Annotated in this window: 16 protein-coding genes; 4 read left to right on the top strand and 12 right to left on the bottom strand. The window is 69.6% G+C overall.

Annotated elements, in window-relative coordinates; genetic code table 11:
• The 7 genes from ACFV4K_RS27785 to ACFV4K_RS27755 form a co-directional block, all read right to left on the bottom strand.
• A partial coding sequence (locus ACFV4K_RS27785; protein ID WP_379278858.1) for a heat shock protein transcriptional repressor HspR occupies positions 1 to 323 on the bottom strand: 323 nt, incomplete at its 3' end.
• On the bottom strand, positions 323 to 1,507 hold the full coding sequence (gene dnaJ / locus ACFV4K_RS27780; RefSeq protein ID WP_379278856.1) for a molecular chaperone DnaJ: 1,185 nt from the start codon (positions 1,505 to 1,507) through the stop codon (positions 323 to 325). The genes dnaJ and ACFV4K_RS27785, both read right to left, overlap by 1 nt.
• Positions 1,508 to 1,561: 54 nt before the next feature.
• Complete coding sequence (grpE, locus tag ACFV4K_RS27775) at positions 1,562 to 2,146, bottom strand: nucleotide exchange factor GrpE (protein WP_379278860.1); 585 nt, start codon at positions 2,144 to 2,146, stop codon at positions 1,562 to 1,564.
• Positions 2,147 to 2,166: 20 nt separating this feature from the next.
• Positions 2,167 to 4,005, bottom strand: a complete 1,839-nt coding sequence (gene dnaK / locus ACFV4K_RS27770) for a molecular chaperone DnaK (RefSeq protein ID WP_357094292.1) — start codon at positions 4,003 to 4,005, stop codon at positions 2,167 to 2,169.
• A 276-nt stretch (positions 4,006 to 4,281) separates the two neighbouring features.
• Positions 4,282 to 5,055, bottom strand: coding sequence for a DUF1707 domain-containing protein (locus tag ACFV4K_RS27765; protein ID WP_379278855.1), 774 nt, complete (start codon positions 5,053 to 5,055; stop codon positions 4,282 to 4,284).
• A gap of 8 nt (positions 5,056 to 5,063) precedes the next feature.
• Positions 5,064 to 6,134 carry a DUF1707 domain-containing protein gene (locus tag ACFV4K_RS27760; RefSeq protein WP_379278854.1) on the bottom strand — a complete coding sequence of 357 codons (1,071 nt, stop codon included), beginning with the start codon at positions 6,132 to 6,134 and terminating at the stop codon, positions 5,064 to 5,066.
• Between the two features lie 63 nt (positions 6,135 to 6,197).
• A complete protein-coding gene (locus tag ACFV4K_RS27755; protein ID WP_379278853.1) occupies positions 6,198 to 6,836 on the bottom strand; it encodes an endonuclease in 639 nt (212 codons plus the stop codon).
• A 139-nt stretch (positions 6,837 to 6,975) separates the two neighbouring features.
• Between ACFV4K_RS27755 and ACFV4K_RS27750 the strand changes: the two genes are divergently transcribed.
• Complete coding sequence (locus tag ACFV4K_RS27750) at positions 6,976 to 7,869, top strand: LLM class flavin-dependent oxidoreductase (RefSeq protein ID WP_379278851.1); 894 nt, start codon at positions 6,976 to 6,978, stop codon at positions 7,867 to 7,869.
• A 22-nt stretch (positions 7,870 to 7,891) separates the two neighbouring features.
• Here the strand turns inward: ACFV4K_RS27750 and ACFV4K_RS27745 are convergent, their stop codons facing one another.
• A complete protein-coding gene (locus tag ACFV4K_RS27745) occupies positions 7,892 to 8,386 on the bottom strand; it encodes an SRPBCC domain-containing protein (protein ID WP_379278850.1) in 495 nt (164 codons plus the stop codon).
• Between the two features lie 123 nt (positions 8,387 to 8,509).
• On the opposite strand from ACFV4K_RS27745, the gene ACFV4K_RS27740 reads away from it, so the two are divergent.
• Positions 8,510 to 8,986, top strand: a complete 477-nt coding sequence (locus ACFV4K_RS27740) for a winged helix-turn-helix transcriptional regulator (RefSeq protein WP_379278849.1) — start codon at positions 8,510 to 8,512, stop codon at positions 8,984 to 8,986.
• Positions 8,987 to 9,011: 25 nt separating this feature from the next.
• Here ACFV4K_RS27740 and ACFV4K_RS27735 read toward each other — a convergent pair whose 3' ends face one another.
• From ACFV4K_RS27735 to ACFV4K_RS27725, 3 genes are read right to left on the bottom strand one after another with little or no spacing between them, the layout of a single operon-like run.
• Complete coding sequence (locus ACFV4K_RS27735; protein ID WP_379278848.1) at positions 9,012 to 9,857, bottom strand: RNA polymerase sigma factor; 846 nt, start codon at positions 9,855 to 9,857, stop codon at positions 9,012 to 9,014.
• 55 nt (positions 9,858 to 9,912) lie between these two features.
• Complete coding sequence (locus ACFV4K_RS27730; RefSeq protein WP_379278847.1) at positions 9,913 to 10,860, bottom strand: haloalkane dehalogenase; 948 nt, start codon at positions 10,858 to 10,860, stop codon at positions 9,913 to 9,915.
• A 23-nt stretch (positions 10,861 to 10,883) separates the two neighbouring features.
• Positions 10,884 to 11,399, bottom strand: coding sequence for a MarR family winged helix-turn-helix transcriptional regulator (locus tag ACFV4K_RS27725; RefSeq protein ID WP_379278845.1), 516 nt, complete (start codon positions 11,397 to 11,399; stop codon positions 10,884 to 10,886).
• A gap of 118 nt (positions 11,400 to 11,517) precedes the next feature.
• On the opposite strand from ACFV4K_RS27725, the gene ACFV4K_RS27720 reads away from it, so the two are divergent.
• Positions 11,518 to 13,200 carry an MFS transporter gene (locus ACFV4K_RS27720; protein WP_379278843.1) on the top strand — a complete coding sequence of 561 codons (1,683 nt, stop codon included), beginning with the start codon at positions 11,518 to 11,520 and terminating at the stop codon, positions 13,198 to 13,200.
• A gap of 102 nt (positions 13,201 to 13,302) precedes the next feature.
• Complete coding sequence (locus ACFV4K_RS27715) at positions 13,303 to 14,463, top strand: zinc-binding dehydrogenase (protein WP_379278841.1); 1,161 nt, start codon at positions 13,303 to 13,305, stop codon at positions 14,461 to 14,463.
• A gap of 10 nt (positions 14,464 to 14,473) precedes the next feature.
• Here ACFV4K_RS27715 and ACFV4K_RS27710 read toward each other — a convergent pair whose 3' ends face one another.
• Positions 14,474 to 16,072 (bottom strand): dynamin family protein, encoded by a 1,599-nt coding sequence (locus ACFV4K_RS27710; protein WP_379278840.1) that lies wholly within the window; start codon positions 16,070 to 16,072, stop codon positions 14,474 to 14,476.
• Positions 16,073 to 16,320 lie beyond the last annotated feature (248 nt).

Here is a 16,320-nt window from a genome sequence, read left to right as displayed (position 1 = left end):
GGCCGGTACCCGGCCCGCAGCCTTTCCGCCTCGGCGGTCAGCTCGCTCACCCGCTGCTGCAGCTCGTCCACCTGGTTGGTGAGTTCGATGATCCGTTTGATGCCGGCCAGGTTCACGCCCTCGTCCTGGGACAGGCGCTGCACCTCGCGGAGCAGCTCCACATCCCGGTTCGAGTAGCGCCGGCCGCCGCCCGACGTGCGTTGCGGCGTAACCAGACCCAGCCGGTCATAGGTGCGCAGCGTCTGGGCGTGCATGCCCGCCAGCTGCGCGGCCACCGAGATCAGGAAGTACTGGGCCTCGGAATGCTTCGGATCGGAACTCATTACGCACCTGCCCATCCCGCACGGGGATCGAACCCACTGGTCTTCTCCGCCTCCGCGTAGCGCCGCAGCGCCTCGGTGGCATTGTCGTCCAGTTTCTGGGGGACCGCGACCTTCACGGTGACCAGCAGGTCACCCGCGCCGCCGTCACGCTTGGGCACACCGCGCCCGCGCACCCGCAGGGTGCGGCCGTCGGCGGTGCCCGGCGGCACCTTGACGCCCACCCGACCGTCCAGGGTCGGCACCGACACCGTGGTGCCCAGCGCCAGTTCGGCGTAGGAGACCGGCAGCACCAGGGTCAGGTCGTCGCCATTGCGGCCGAAGACCTTGTCCTGGCTGACGTGCACGGTGACGTACAGGTCACCCGGAGGCGCGCCGCGCAGGCCCGCCTCACCCTGACCGGCCAGCCGGATCCGCTGCCCGTCGCGCACGCCCGGGGGAATGCGCACGGTGATGGTGCGGGTCCGGTTCTGGATGCCCGAGCCGCGGCAGTCGACGCACGGGTCGTCGATGATCGATCCGGTGCCCCGGCAGTCCTCGCACGGCTCGCTGAAGCCGAACGCGCCCTGGTTCCGGCTGACCACGCCGGTTCCATTGCAGTGCGGGCAGACCCGCGGACTGGTGCCGGGCTTGGCGCCACTGCCGTGGCAGGTGGTGCAGGCGGCCGGGCTGGTCATGCGCAGCGGAACGGTCACGCCCTGGGCGGCCTCACGGAAGCCGAGGGTCGTCTCGGTCTCCACGTCCGAACCGCGCCGGGGACGCGAGGACGCCCGCGTGCCGCCGCGATTGAACAGTCCGCCCAGTAGGTCGCCCAGGCCACCATCCGCGGCGCCCGCGCCACCGGCGCCGGCCCCGAAGATGTCACCCAGGTTGAACTCGCCACCGGAGAACCCGCCGCCGGGCTGGCCGTAGCCGCCCCCGGGCGAGAATCCGCCGCGACCGAAACCGCCGCCCGCGAACAGCTTGCGGGCCTCGTCGTACTCCTTGCGCTTCTCCGGATCCGACAGCACGGCGTTCGCCTCGCTGACGGCCTTGAACCGCTCCTCGGCCTTGCTGTCCCCGGGGTTCTTGTCCGGGTGCAGGTCTCGGGCCAGTTTGCGGTAGGCCTTCTTGATCTCGTCCTGGGTGGCGCCGGAGGAGACACCCAGATCCTTGTAGAAGTCCTTCTCGAGCCATTCTCGATTCACCGGGCATCTCCTCCTTTCTGTGTTGCCGCGGACGTGGGGTACGTCCGATCGCTGTTAATCAGTGCCAGCGGCATCGGTGCCAGCGTTCTGCGAATCCGGCTGCGCCGCAAACAGATCCGCCACACCGTCGGTGACGCCGACCAGCGCGTGCCGCAGCACGCGATCGCCGAAGCGGTAGCCCTTGCGCATCACCATGCCCAGCACCGGGTCCGCACCGCTGCCCTCGTGCTGCACGGCCTCGTGCAGGGTCGGGTCGAAAGGCTCACCCTCCGAACCGAATTCCTCGAGGCCCTGCTTCTGCAGGGCGGTGACCAGCTTGTCGGCGACCGACTTGAGCGGGCCGTTGTCCAGGTCACCGTGCGCGCGAGCGCGGTCCAGATCGTCGAGCACCGGCAGCAGTTCGCTGACCACCGCGGCCTTGGCGGTGTCGATGGTGACCTTGCGGTCCCGCTCGACCCGGCGGCGGTAGTTGGCGTATTCCGCGGTCAGGCGCTGCAGATCGGAGGTGCGCTCGGCCAGTTCGGCCGTGATCGCGTCGGCGAGGGCGTCCTCGCTGACCTCGGGAGACTCCTCGGCCCCCGCGGCCGCGGCGGCGTCCGCCGCGGCCTCGAAGACCTCACCCGTGGCCGGATCGACCATGTTGTCCGGGTTCTGGTTCGTCACTTCTTCTCCGGCTCCTCGACCACCTCGGCGTCGACGACGGTGTCATCGGACTCGGGCGCGCCCGCGCCGTTGCCCTGCGCGGCCTGGTCGGCGGCCGAGGCCTCGTAGATGGCCTGGCCCAGCGCCTGCGACTCGGTGGCGAGCTTCTCCACCGCGGTCTTGATGACCCCGATGTCGGTGCCCTTCAGCGCGTCGTTGGCTTCGACGATGGCCGCCTCGACCTTGGTCTTGACGTCGGCCGGGACCTTGTCCTCGTTGTCCTTGATGAACTTCTCGGTCTGGTGCACCAGCGACTCGGCCTGGTTGCGGGTCTCCGCTTCCTCGCGACGCGCCTTGTCCTCGGCGGCGTGCGCCTCGGCGTCCTTCACCATCCGGTCGATCTCCTCCTTGGACAGGCCGGAGCCGTCCTGGATCTTGATCGTGTTCTCCTTGCCGGTGCCCTTGTCCTTGGCCGTCACGTGGACGATGCCGTTGGCGTCGATGTCGAAGGTGACCTCGATCTGCGGCACGCCGCGCGGGGCCGGCGGGATGCCGGTCAGCTCGAACGATCCGAGCAGCTTGTTGTGCGAGGCGATCTCACGCTCACCCTGGAAGACCTGAATCTGCACGGACGGCTGGTTGTCGTCGGCCGTGGTGAAGGTCTCCGAGCGCTTGGTCGGGATCGTGGTGTTGCGCTCGATGAGCTTGGTCATCACGCCGCCCTTGGTCTCGATGCCCAGCGACAGCGGGGTGACATCGAGCAGCAGGACGTCCTTGACCTCACCCTTGAGCACACCGGCCTGCAGGGCGGCGCCGACGGCGACGACCTCGTCCGGGTTCACGCCCTTGTTCGGCTCCTGGCCGCCGGTCAGTTCCTTGACCAGATCGGAGACGGCGGGCATACGGGTCGAGCCACCGACGAGCACCACGTGGTCGATGTCGCCGACCGAGATGCCGGCGTCCTTGATGACCGACTGGAACGGCTTGCGGGTGCGGTCCAGCAGATCGGAGGTGATCTTCTGGAACTCCGAGCGGGTCAGCTGCTCGTCGAGGAACAGCGGGTTCTTGTCCGCGTCCACTGTGATGTAGGGCAGGTTGATCGAGGTCGACTGCGAGGACGACAGTTCGATCTTGGCCTTCTCGGCAGCCTCACGGAGACGCTGCATGGCCATCTTGTCCTTGGTCAGGTCGATGCCCGAGGTGCCCTTGAACTTGTCGACCAGCCAGCCGACGATGCGCTCGTCCCAGTCGTCGCCACCGAGGTGGTTGTCGCCGGAGGTCGCGCGGACCTCGACGACGCCCTCGCCGATCTCCAGCAGCGAGACGTCGAAGGTACCGCCACCGAGGTCGAAGACCAGGATGGTCTGTTCCTTGTCGCCCTTGTCGAGGCCGTAGGCCAGCGCGGCCGCGGTCGGCTCGTTGACGATGCGCAGGACGTTCAGGCCCGCGATCTGGCCGGCCTCCTTGGTGGCCTGGCGCTGCGCGTCCTCGAAGTAGGCGGGGACGGTGATCACGGCGTCGGTGATCTCTTCACCCAGGTAGGCCTCGGCGTCGCGCTTCAGCTTCATCAGCGTGCGCGCGGAGATCTCCTGCGGGGTGTACTTCTTGCCGTCGATCTCGACCGACCAGTCCTCGCCCATGTGGCGCTTGACGGACTTGATGGTGCGGTCGACGTTGGTGACGGCCTGGTTCTTGGCGGGCTGCCCGACGAGCACCTCACCGTTCTTGGCGAACGCGACGACCGAGGGGGTGGTCCGCGATCCTTCCGAATTGGCCACGACGACCGGCTCGCCGCCTTCGAGAACGGCGATGACAGAGTTCGTGGTCCCGAGGTCGATACCGACCGCACGAGCCATGGTGATTCCTCCTAGTTGGCACTACATCTCAGTGACACTGAGCGTGGTCGGCTCAATCTTGCCTCCGCCGGGGGCGGTACGCAACTTTAACCTGAGTCGAACTCGCTCAACCTTGCTGACCTGTCCCAACGGGCGGCGCGCGTCATCTATTCCACGAGTCACAGAAAATTTCTTCGGGGGCGGGCGCGGCCCGACGCCCGCGATCGAGGCACGGACTCTGCCATTGTGTCCATACCGGCCGGTCTGGAACCACGGATGGATCCGGATCGTGACCGATCAGGAGGGCCAGTTGAGCATGATCGGCTCACCGGTGGCGGTGACCTTGATGTAGCCGGATGTGGCGCCGTCCACGGCGTACACCGTCACCATCGGCCCGCCATCCTTGCCGCGCCCGATGATGATGTGACTGATCCGGCCGTTCGGCACGCCCGCCGACTTCGGGGCGCCCGCGAGCAGGCCGGCGATCTTCTTCAGATCCAGGACCGACAGGTCGATGATGTCGGTGCCCGGCGACCGCGGAATGTCACCGGTGCTGCGGAAACTGCCGTCGTAGCGGTAGTAGTCGTCCCGCGGCGCGTTCGGATCCGCCGGACGCCGCTCGATGACCGCGTAGGTGGGGAACAGGGTGACCTCGTCGGCCTCGGTGTCGCCGAAGTGGTCCTTGTAGGCCTCGACGAAACTGGCCAGGCCCTGACCCGTGGTCGGATCCGGCAGGTCCGGCTTCGGCGCGGCGACCCGGGACACACAGCCCGCGAACGCGCCCAGCAGGGCGGCCGCCACCACGATCGCGGCCGCCACCTTCCAGCGGGCGGACGGGCCGCGCCGATTCGCCCGCACCACCGGTGAATTCACCAGATTGGCCGGGATCTGCAGATCGTCGAGCACCGCGTCGAGATCGCCGAAGGTCTTGGCCGCCATGGCCTTCGCGGTCCGGTGCGCGTGTTCGGCCTCGGTGAGCTCGCCCGCGTCGCGCGCCGAATCGAGCAGGGTGCAGGCGTCCACGCGATCGGTGTCGCGGGCCCGGACTCCCCGGGAGCGTGCGTCAGCCATGGTCTCGCCTATCCCCCGAACGCCACGGTGCGCGTGACCCGGCCGTCGAGGGCGGCCTCGACGTAGCCGGTCTCCTTGGCCTGGTTGCCGACATAGAGCCGGATCACCGGGCCGGTGCCGCTGCCCTGGATGTCGATGTAGTTGACCACGCCCTGATCGACCTTGGTGAGGGCGGGGGCCTGAGCCGCCAGCGCCGCGACGGCCTGCACGTTCAAGGCCGCCAGGTCCACGGTCGGGGTCTTCGGGTCCCGGGTCTGGGGTTGGTCGGTCTGGTCGAAACCGCCGAAGTAGTTGTAGTGCACCTTCCGATTGACCTGCGTCGCGCGCGTGAACACCGCGTAGCCGGGGTAGAAGTCCACCTCGTCGAGCAGGGTGTCGCCGAACTTCGCCTGGTAGACGTCCCGGAAGTACGAGATGCCCTCGGCCTCGGTGAGTTTCGGCCGGGGCAGCACCAGCGGCTGGATGATGCCCAGGTCCACCGCGGGTGGCCCGGCGGGCGGGGTGGCCGGGCGAGCCACGGCCAGGAAGGTGCCCACCGCCACCGCGATGCTCATCGCGGCGACGCCGGCGGCGAACCAGTTCTCGCGCCGCGACTTCGGCGGGACCGGGTCGGGGGCGGCGTCGGCGTGCCGCTGCAGATCGTCGGTGAGCTGGGACAGGTCGCCCAGGGTCCGGGCCTCGCCGGCCAGTTCGGTGAGGGTGCGATGGTCGGCGGCGGTCAGCTGCCCGTCCGCGAGCGCGGCGTCGAGCAGGACGCAGGTGGCCTGCCGATCGGCGTCGCGGGCCCGCGTCCGCGGCGGGTACCCGCCCGAGGCGGGCCGCCGCGACCGCTTGCGCGCGGGGGTGAGGTCGGCGGTCTTGGTGCTCGGCTGCAGATCGGCGATGAGCCGCTGCAATTCGCCGAGGGTCTGCGCGGACTGCGCCTGATCGGACCGCTGGTGATACTCGTCGGCCCCGAGCTCGCCCTCCGCGTAGGCGGCGTCGAGCAGCGTCCGCGCGTTGACGCGGTCGATGTCCCGCGCCCGCATACGCCCGGCCGCGGGCGAATCCCCGGCCGGTCCGGACGTTTTCGAGCTCACGCGGGGATCGTAGACGGATTTCGGTCCGGTCGCGCGCCTTATCTACGCCTGAAATCGTGTGGCTCATCCGATGCGGAGGTCGTCTTTCAGCCCGTGGTCCAGTGTCACGCGCACCAGGGCCGCGGCCAGTTCGGCGTCGTGGCCGTCCGGAGCCAGGGCGGAGAGGGCGGCCGGATCGGTGGGCAGGCCCAGGTCACGCGCGCCGCGGCGGGCCCGCTCGTCGAAGTAGGGGCGGAGCCAGGTCCAGGTGTCCTGCACCTCGCGCAGGTAGATGTCCGCGCCGACTGGGCCGATGCCCCGGAACCCCTGGAGCAGCTCGGCCAGGGCGGCGGGGTCGTGCCCGGATTCGATTGCGAGCCCGCGCATATCGCCGTGCCACCGGTCGATCAGCTCGGTGGCATTGGCGATCAGGCGGGTGGCATTGGATTCGTCGTAGCGGACGTAATGGGCCCGGCCCAGCGCGGCGACCAGATCCGACCACTCGGCCGCGGCCACGTGGTGGGGGGTGGTGTAGCCGGACTCGCGGAGTTCCCGGGCGGCGGCCACCGCGATGCGGGCCGAGATCCGGGTACTGAGCAGCTGGGCGAGCATCAGGAGTTGGTAGAGCGGCGCGGGTTTGTCGGCCAGCCGGATTCCGGCCTCGGCGGCATAACCGGTCCCGGCCCGGGCCAGTAGGGTGCGCACGGTGTCCTGCGCGGTCATCGGCATCGCCTCCTCTCTTTTCTTTCCCGGCATACCCGCGGACACGCCCAGGATGCGTGTCGAGGTCCGAAATGCCGGGGTTGTGCTCAGTGGCCCACGAAGATCAGAAGTATGGATTTCTCCTGGTAGAGGAGGTTCGATGCAGGCCCGGTTCGGTATTTCGATCCCGCCCGTCGCGTCCGCGCTGCCGGACGTCATCGACATGGCCCTCGCCGCCGACGCCGAGGGACTCGATCTGGTCGGCATCCAGGACCACCCCTACAACGCGCAGTTCGGCGACGCCTTCGCCGTCATCGGCGCCTGCCTCGCCGCGACCGGGCGGGTCAGCCTCTATCCCGGGGTCGCCAACCTGCCGCTGCGGACACCCGCCATGCTCGCCAAACAGGCCGCCACCTTCGACATCCTCAGCGGCGGACGCTTCGAATTGGGTTTGGGGGCGGGCGCTTTCGAGAGCGGCGTGGTGGCCATGGGCGGCCCCGCCCGCAAGGGCCGAGCCGCGCTCATGGCCATCGCCGAGGGCATCGCCATCATCCGAGCCGAATGGCGGCCCGGGCAGCCGGTGTCGGTGGTCGGCACCGAATACACGGTGCAGGGCATCGAGGGCGGGCCCGCGCCCAGACACCCGATCGGGATCTGGCTGGGAGCCATGGGCCCGCACGCCCTCGACCTGATCGGCGCGACCGCCGACGGATGGGTTGCGCCACTGCCCAATTGGATGCCGTGGGAGCAGTGGTCCGCGGCCAATGCCCGCATCGACGCCGCCGCCCGCGCGCACGACCGCGACCCCCGCTCCATCGCCCGGCTGGCCGCGCTACCCGGAGTGGTCAGCGACCGCGCGCTGCACCCGAATCCGCAGGGCACCGACCCGATCCACGGATCGCCCGAGGAATGGGCGGGCATCATCGCGAACCTGGCGCACACGGGCGGATTCGACACCTTCATCTACTGGCCGCCCGGATTCGACGTCGACCAGGTGCAGCGTTTCGCGCGACAGGTGGTGCCCATCGCACGAAAGCTGTTGGCGGAGTTCTGATTCGACTCCGCCCGGGTCCGATTCAGTGTTGTGCGGCCGCTGCCGCGGCGGCGGCCTCGGCCTCGATCTGGCCGGGGAACTCACTGGGCTGGCCGACGCCGGTGGTGACCAGGTCCCGCAGGCTCTCGGTGATGTAGAAGGTCCAGGCCGGGGAGCACGCGTCGTAGCACTCGTAGTCCGGCACCAGGCCGACGTGGGTGAAGGTGAGCCGGGCGCCGCCGTCGGTCGCGGCGATATCGAAGCGCATCTCGGTGTTCACCCACTCGGTCTGATCCTCGATGAAGGACATGAAGTTGTCCTTCACCAGCCAGACCACGCGCTCGCCCGGCACCACCTCGGTCAATTCGATCTCACTGCGGTGCACGCCGGGGGCCTCGAAGACGAAACGGTCACCCGCCCGCTCGGTGCCGCCCCTGATACCGGGCGACCACCAGCCGCGGGCGTTCAGGACGGCCGCGAAGACCTCGGCGGGGGTGCGGTCGACGGTGATGGAGGTGGTGAAGTTCTGATCGATCATGGCAGGTCCCGACTCTTCTCTCAGGGGTTCAGCGGTTTGATGAGGACTGTCTCGCGAGAACTTACTTGCATCACGATAGTAGTGTTGCTTGCATCACACAAGCGGATGAGTCACCCTGGAGTCATGTTGGGACGCATGTACGAAGGGGAGGTCTGCTCGGCGGCACGCACGCTGGAGCTGGTCGGCGAGCGCTGGAGCCTGCTGATCGTGCGCAATGCCATGTTCGCGGGCATGACCCGGTTCACCGAGTTCCAGCGCGCGCTCGGCATCGCGCCGAACATCCTGACCAAACGGCTCGCCGAATTCGTCGAGGCCGGGATCTTCGAGCAGCGCAGCACCGGCGGCCATCCCGAATACCTGCTCACCGCCAAGGGCCTCGACCTGAAACCGGTCATCCTCGCGCTCACCGAATGGGGCGACCGCTGGGCCGCGCCGGACGGCCCGCCGGTCACCTACCTGCACACCGGCTGCGGCGGGAAAGTCGCCGTGCGCCTGGAATGTTCGGACTGCGGCGCCACGCCCGAGCTGTCGGAGGTGACCGCGGAACTCGCGCCGTGGGCATACGAATTGAAGTACGGGACCTCGGCGTCACTCTCCTAGCGGAGCCCTCATCCCGGAGCCAACCTCACTCCAGGAGCGGGAACCGGCCCGAAGCCAATAGCCCGGCAATGGCCTCCATCTTCGCCTGCGGCGCAGCGTAATCCGGGTGCGCGCCCAGCACGGCGGCGGCGTCGTGCAGCCGGATCATCTGCCGCTCCGCCTCCGCCACGCTCCGCCCGCCCGGCGTCACCGGGTGCGCGGCGAAGGCCGGGCGCTGCACATCCACCCGACTCAGTTCGACGGCTTTCTCCACCCGCCGCGAGCACCGGCAGAACGCCTGCGGATTCGCCAGGCCACACGTCGACCGCAGGAAGTTGCCGAGCCGTTTCTTGGCCCGCTCCACCCGTTTCCGATACGCGGCCGGTGTCGCGCCGACGATCCAGGCCGCCTCCTCCGAGTTCACCTCGAACACATCGGAGAGCACGTACGCGACCCGTTCGTCGCGACCCAGGCATTGCAGCATCGCCTGACTGCAGTTGAGGCGGACCTCGTGGGTGAGCAGCGTGGCCTCCGGACCGCGATAGTCCTCCTCCGCCAAGCCGTCCCGCAGTCCCTCGCCGAACTCGTCCAGGCTGAGCTGCCGCTGCTCCTGCGGCGTCTGCCGCTTCAGATTCAGCAGATAGTTGACGCCGATGCGGTACGCCCAGGTGGTGAGCTTGGCCTCGCCGCGCCAGCTCGCCAGATTGCCGACCGCGCGCAACAGGATCTCCTGGGTGGCGTCCTCGGCGTCGGCGGGCCGCCACACCATGCGCAGCGCCAGCCGGTAGATCGGATCCTGCAGCAGCCGAACCACATCCGCGACGGCGGCGCGATCACCGCCGACGGCCCGCGCGACGAGATCGCGCTCGTCGATCTCCGATCCGGTCTCCATACCGCCAGCATAGGGATCGGGTCCGACATCGCGGGGCCGTCAGGCCGGCCGCCGCTCAGGCGACGGCGGGCGCGGTGAGCAGGGCGTGCTTGCGCAGCCAGTCGGCGACCGCCAGGCCGATGGCGTCGGGCTGATCCTCCGGGCAGTGGTGCCCGGCCGGGCCGATGTTCGCGAGCTCGGCGGACGCGAAGGTGCGCACCGCCCACTCCATCGCCGCCGGCGAACCCAGGCCGACCCCGTCCTCGACGTGCATGAGCAGCTTGGGCACCTCCGGGCTGGCCGCCATCCAGGCGTCGTAGTTCTCGATGATGGCGACCACGTCGGCGGGCTCGCCGTCGAGCGGGAACTCCCTGGGCCACACCAGCATCGGCTTGCGCGACTCCGGCGTCGGGTACGGCGCGCGGTAGGCGTCGAGCGCCTCCGGGGTGAGGGTGCGGGTGGAGGCGGGCAGGTTGAACTCGATGAACATATTGCGTTCCAGCACCATCTCCTCGCCTTCGGGGGAACGGAAACGGCGGAACAGTTCCGCGCCCTGCGGCGGCATGTCCGACCAGCTCATGGGGCGCAGGAAGGTCTCCACCACGGCGATGCCACGCACCCGTTCGGGATGGCGTGCGGCCCAGTCCATTCCGAGCGCGCCGCCCCAGTCGTGGCCGACGATGACGACCTGGTCCAGGCCCAGGGCCTCGAACCAGGCGTCCAGGTAGCGGACGTGATCGACGAAGCGGTAGTCGCTGTCCGGCTTGCCGGAGGCGCCCATGCCGATGAGATCCGGTGCGAAGACCCGGGTTCTCGCATCGGACACCGCACCGCTCACGTGCGGGATCACGTCGCGCCAGATGTAGGACGAGGTGGGGTTGCCGTGCAGGAAGACGACGGGGACGGTTCCGGCCGCGACGGGACCGCTGCCGGTGTCGGTGTAGTTGATGAACGAGTCCAGAACGTCGATGGTGGCCATCGTGGTGTCCTTCCGGGTGAGTTGCCTACACCTGGTTGGACACACGCCGGGGCGGCTTGTGACCGGACCTAGATATGACCTGGGTCATACATCGGAACGGTGCCCGGCTCGACCGTCAGGGCGGGGTGGACGCCCGGCGTGAGGCCGTTGCCGACCGCGGCCCGCTGCAGCATGGCGAGCAGTTTCGGCCGATCCCCGGGATCGAGGGGCTCGAGCAGTTCGGCATTGAGCTGTTCGGCCAATCCCGCCGCGCGGCCGATCATCTCGCGTCCGGCGGGCAGCAGGTGCACGGCGTGCGCGCGCCGGTCGGCGGGGTGTTTGCGGCGTTCGACCAGGCCGCGCTTCTCCAGGTCGTCGATCAGGCTGACCATCACGTTGCGGTGGATCCCGAGCGCGTCGCAGAGCTGTTGCTGGGTGCGGCCGTCATTGGCCTCGAGCATGCGCAGCGTGCCGTACTGCGGCGGCTTGATGCCCAGGGGGCCGAGCAGCTGGTCGAAGCGGTACGCGGAGTGGGAGCCCAGCTGGGCGAACAGGAACGCGGCGCTGTCGACGAGGGGCACGCGCTGGGGATCGACGTCGGTCACGCGCATAGCGTAGCCCGACCCATGCGCACAATCAGTGATTGCCCACTTGTTTGATAATCACTTCAGGTGCATAGTTTGAAGCGGACCTCCACCCACCCCGAATCGAAGAGAGTTCGCAGTGGATACCGACAACACCCCCACCCTCGATCCACGCCGCTGGATCGCCTTCGCCGTCGTGCTGGCCGCGGGATTCATGGACCTGCTCGACGTCACCATCGTCAATGTCGCCGTCCCCAGCATCCAGAAGGACCTGGGCGCGGCCTACTCGCAGATCGAATGGATCATCGCCGCGTACGTGCTGTCCTTCGCGGCCGTGCTCATCACCGGCGGCCGGCTCGGCGACATCTACGGCCGCAAACGCCTGTTCCTGATCGGCGTCGCCGGATTCACCGCGGCCTCGCTGGCCTGCGGCCTGGCGACCTCGCCCGGCATGCTCATCGGCTCCCGGTTCGTACAGGGCGCGATGGCCGGGCTCATGGTGCCGCAGATCCTGGCCATCATCCGCGTCACCTTCCCGAAGGACGAGCGCGCCAAGGCGATCGCCGTGTACAGCGGCGTCGGCGGATCCGCCTCGGCGGTCGGGCTGTCATTGGGCGGGCTGCTCGTCGAGTGGAATCTGTTCGACCTGGACTGGCGGCCGATCTTCCTGGTGAACGTGCCGGTCGGGCTGCTCGCGCTGGGCGCGGCCGCCGTGGTCATGCGGGATTCGCGGTCCACGCACGCGCCGCGACTGGACATCGTCGGCATGGTGCTGGCCATCTCCGCGGTGCTGCTGCTGGTGTACCCGCTCACCGAGGGCCGCCGATTGGATTGGCCCGCCTGGACTTTCGTCATGATCGGGGCGGCGGCGGTGACCTTCGCGGCCTTCCTGGTCTACGAGCGGTGGCGGGCCCGCACCGCCGGGTCACCGCTGGTCGACCTGGAGCTGTTCCGGTCGCGGCCGTTCACGGTCGGGCTGGCCGGCTGGCTGCTGTTCTGGATCGGATTCGGCGGGTTCTTCCTGATCTGGACGCTGTTCATGCAGGCCGGGCTCGGCTGGTCGCCCATGCGGGCCGGCCTCACCTCGGCGTTCTTCGCGGTCGGCGCGGGCATCGGGGCGGGCGTCTCGGTGAGTGCCCTCGCGCCACGGTTCGGCAAGTGGGTGCTGCTGGTCGGCGGGTTGATCACCGCGGGCGGGTTCGCCTTCTACGGTGCGCTCGCCACCCGCTACGAATCCGATTTCGCCTCCTGGCAGATGGTGTTCCCGCTGGTGGTGACCGGTATCGGATTCGGCATCGTGGTCGCGCCGACCATCGACATGCTGCTCGGGCAGATTCCCGACCGTGAGGCCGGAGCCGCGTCCGGGCTGCTGAACACCGGACAGCAGCTGGGTCTGGCGCTGGGTGTGGCGCTGGTCGGGATCCTGTTCTTCGGGCAGTTGGATCACGATTCGGCGCGCGGTGTGGATTCCGTTGCGGCGCAGACCCGCACGGAGCTGGCCACCGCCGGGGTGCCGGACGGCGCGCGGGAGCAGATTCTCGCGGGCTTCTCCGCCTGCGTGCGGGACCGCTCCGGTGAGGCGGATCCGTCGGTCGTTCCGGCCAGCTGCCAGTCCGCTCCCGCGGACCCCGCGATCGGCGGGATCCTCACGCGAGCCGGCGAAGACGCCAATGCGGTGAACTTCGCGCACACCTTCCGGTACACGCTGTGGTGGGGCATCGGGCTGATGGCCCTGGTCTGCGTCGGATTCCTGGTGCTGCCGGCCGACACCCGGCTCGAACAACACGAGATGGCGGCCGAGGAGGACCTCGTCGGGGTCTGACCGCCACGCACGCCGGCCGCCGGTTCGGGGAATTCCTCGGACCGACGGCCGCTTCCGAGGAAGAATTCCAGACGAATCACCGACTTCCGACAGGAGCCAGTCATGCGCGCGGCCGTGGTCAGTAAGGGCGAATTCCAGGTCGAGGACCTCCCGACTCCCGTGCCGGGGCCGGGCCAAGTGCTCATCTCCGTCACCCGCTGCGGCATCTGTGGCTCCGACCTGCACGCCCGCCTGCACTGCGACGAACTCGCCGACCTGGCCGCCGCCACCGGCTACGACCGGTTCATGCGGTCGGAACAGCGCATCGTCATGGGCCACGAATTCACCGGCGAGATCGAGGAATACGGACCCGGCACCCGGCGGCGCTGGAAGCCCGGCACCCCGGTGGTCGCCCTGCCGATCCTGCGCACCGGTCGGCAGCCGGAACTGACGGGATTGTCCACGCACGCGCCGGGCGGCTACGCCGAACAGGTCCTGATCCAGGAACCCATGACCTTCCCGGTCCCCAACGGCCTCGCCCCCGACCTCGCCGCCCTCACCGAACCCATGGCCGTGGCCTGGCACGCGGTCCGCAAGAGCCGGATCACCAAGGGCCAGACCGCTTTCGTCATCGGTTGCGGGCCGATCGGCCTGGCCGTCATCTCCATGCTGAAGGCCGCCGGCGTCCACACCGTCGTCGCCAGCGACTTCTCCCCCCGCCGCCGGGAACTCGCCGCGGCCTGCGGAGCCGACGTGGTGGTCGACCCCGCCACCGAATCCCCGTGGGAGTCGACGCCGAAGAAGTCCCGCATCACCGGCGCCGCCGACATCCTCAACCTCGGCTTCGACGCCATGGAACGCCTGCGGCGCCTCCCCAATATTCCGTGGTGGTACCTGTTCCGCGCGGCCCACACGCTCCAGCGCGGACCCTCCGGTCCGGTCGTCTTCGAATGCGTCGGCGTGCCGGGCATCATCGACCAGATCCTCACCGCCGCACCGCCGTTGACCCGGGTCGTGGTCGTCGGCGTGTGCATGCAGCAGGACGCCTTCCATCCCGCGACCGCCATCAACAAGGAGATCGAGCTGCGCTTCGTGCTCGGCTACGACCCCGGCGAGTTCCGCGACACCCTGCATATGATCGCCGACGGCAAGGTCGACCCGTCACCGCTGATCACGGGCACCGTGGGCCTCGACGGTATCGACACCGCCTTCGCCACCCTCGCCTCCCCCGAGCACCACGCCAAGATCCTCATCGACCCGCGCAGCGACCGCACCGCCCCCTGACCGGGGAGCGCTATCGGCCGGGGCGCAGGACCGGGAACGGCGTCGTCGGGGGCTCGTGGAGGATTTCCAGGAGGCCCTCGGCGCTGCGCGCGGCGGTGAGGCAGGCGTTGGCGGTGAACTGATCGGCCAAGGGGTGGCGGGCTCGGTTCCGCCACTTCCGCACCGCGGCCAAGGCCACGTCGCGCTGGGTGGGGACGTCGGTGTGGGCGGGCAGGCCCAGGCGGAGGGTCGGGGCCACGCCGGTGCCGCCGATCAGGCGGTTGAGTTCCGCGAGATCCTCCTGGGGCAGGGGGAGTTCGTCGGAGCGGAGATGCGACAGCAGACGTAGTTCGGCGAAGCCGTGGACATCGGCGAGCAGGGTGCGGACACGCGGGAGGAGGGCGTCGGCGGGGGAACCCTGATTGGCGGCGAGAATGCGGGCCAGCGCGGTCAGCGCCGAGTGGGCCTTCAATTCGTCTGCACGCTGGGCGAATTGGACATCCAGGACGGTGCGGAGTTCGTCGAGTCCACTGCGGCTGGAGAGTTCGGCGGCCAGCGCCTGCGAGCCGCGGACCCCCAGGCGGATCAGGGTGACGGCCAGGCGGATACCGAACAGGCCGAACCGCGCGGCCAAGTGGGCGCGGAGGTCCGCCGGAACCGGGAGAGGCAGATCGGGGTGGGCGAAGCGATCAGCCGAGAGGAGGGCGGCGGTCAGGTCATCGACAGGGATGGCGGCCAGCGCCTCGAAGGCGTCGTACTCCCGCTGCCGGAGGGTGGCGGCCGCGAAGGCCAGCAGGCCCGCCACCGGAATCACCGACTGGCACAGCCCCGTTCGCTCCAGTTCCGTCGCGAAACGGGAGGCCACGTCGCGCGCCGAATGCAGGGCGTCGATGCGGCCCGCACCGATCTCATCGGCCCGCGACACCACGCCGACCACGCCCAGCGGCCCCGAGAAACTCTGCGGCGCACCGCTGTTACCGCTGTGCCCGCCGCCGATCCGCTCCAGGAAATCGACGTCGGCGGCGTCCAGGCGGCGCAGGAGATAGAGGACGGCGTCGGCGGGCGGCAGCGCCGGATCCGGGCCGCCGGGGGTCAGCAGCCGCGACGTGCGGGCCGACACCTCCCGCGACAGCGACGAGATGCCGGGGGTGTCGATGATGGTGGTCTGCGCCAGCTCCGCCGACGGCCACTCCACCGCCAGCTGATCCACCTCGCGCGGGGTCGGCGAATTCCAGCGCAGCGCCGACAGATCGAAGGTGAGACCGTGCGCGCCGGGCAGCCCCTCGGCCCCGCGGCCGCGACGCACCACCACATCGGCGCGGGCGCCGTCCACGCTGTAGGCGGTGACCCGGGGCGCGGTCCCATTGCGATACCAGGTGACCAGACGGGTGCACTCGGTGGCGTCGGTGGGCGCGATGTCCTGCCCGACCAGAGCGTTCAACAGGGTCGACTTGCCAGCCTTCAGCTGACCCGCCAGGGCCACCCGCAGCGGCTCGTCCAACCGCCGCGCGCACTCGTCCAGCTGAGCCCGCACCCGCGGCTGCTCGCCGAGCGCCCGCCTGGCCGCGGCCAGCAGCCCGCGCGTCTCCGGTACCAGCCCGTATCCGACACCGCTCGCGTCGTCCCTCATAGGCTCCCGATTCCGAAGCACACCGCACCTCCACGCATCCGCAAGGCATTCGCCGGGACACGCGGAATCGTTATCAGACCCCGCCGGGTCTCACAGCCGATTCCCAGCCCCGGGCATCGGCCCGGGCCGCCCGGGGACACGACTCCGTCCGCCACACCCTGATCTTGCCCGGCCCGGAGCGAATCCCCCCGACCCGGCCTCGGTTGCCGCACCGGCCGCCCCCGTGCGCACCGAGCCTCCTGCGGCTC

It is taken from the genome of Nocardia sp. NPDC059764 (assembly GCF_042732555.1).
Classification (GTDB): domain Bacteria; phylum Actinomycetota; class Actinomycetes; order Mycobacteriales; family Mycobacteriaceae; genus Nocardia.
This window is presented reverse-complemented; position numbering and strand designations above follow the sequence as displayed.

Coding starts and splice junctions, on each gene's coding strand:
- ACFV4K_RS27750 (WP_379278851.1), top strand. CDS start 6,976: ATGCAGGCCCGGTTCGGTATTTCGATCCCGCCCGTCGCGTCCGCGCTG.
- dnaK (WP_357094292.1), bottom strand. CDS start 4,005: ATGGCTCGTGCGGTCGGTATCGACCTCGGGACCACGAACTCTGTCATC.
- ACFV4K_RS27755 (WP_379278853.1), bottom strand. CDS start 6,836: ATGACCGCGCAGGACACCGTGCGCACCCTACTGGCCCGGGCCGGGACC.
- ACFV4K_RS27710 (WP_379278840.1), bottom strand. CDS start 16,072: ATGAGGGACGACGCGAGCGGTGTCGGATACGGGCTGGTACCGGAGACG.
- ACFV4K_RS27740 (WP_379278849.1), top strand. CDS start 8,510: ATGTTGGGACGCATGTACGAAGGGGAGGTCTGCTCGGCGGCACGCACG.
- grpE (WP_379278860.1), bottom strand. CDS start 2,146: ATGGTCGATCCGGCCACGGGTGAGGTCTTCGAGGCCGCGGCGGACGCC.
- ACFV4K_RS27765 (WP_379278855.1), bottom strand. CDS start 5,055: ATGGCTGACGCACGCTCCCGGGGAGTCCGGGCCCGCGACACCGATCGC.
- ACFV4K_RS27715 (WP_379278841.1), top strand. CDS start 13,303: ATGCGCGCGGCCGTGGTCAGTAAGGGCGAATTCCAGGTCGAGGACCTC.
- ACFV4K_RS27745 (WP_379278850.1), bottom strand. CDS start 8,386: ATGATCGATCAGAACTTCACCACCTCCATCACCGTCGACCGCACCCCC.
- ACFV4K_RS27735 (WP_379278848.1), bottom strand. CDS start 9,857: ATGGAGACCGGATCGGAGATCGACGAGCGCGATCTCGTCGCGCGGGCC.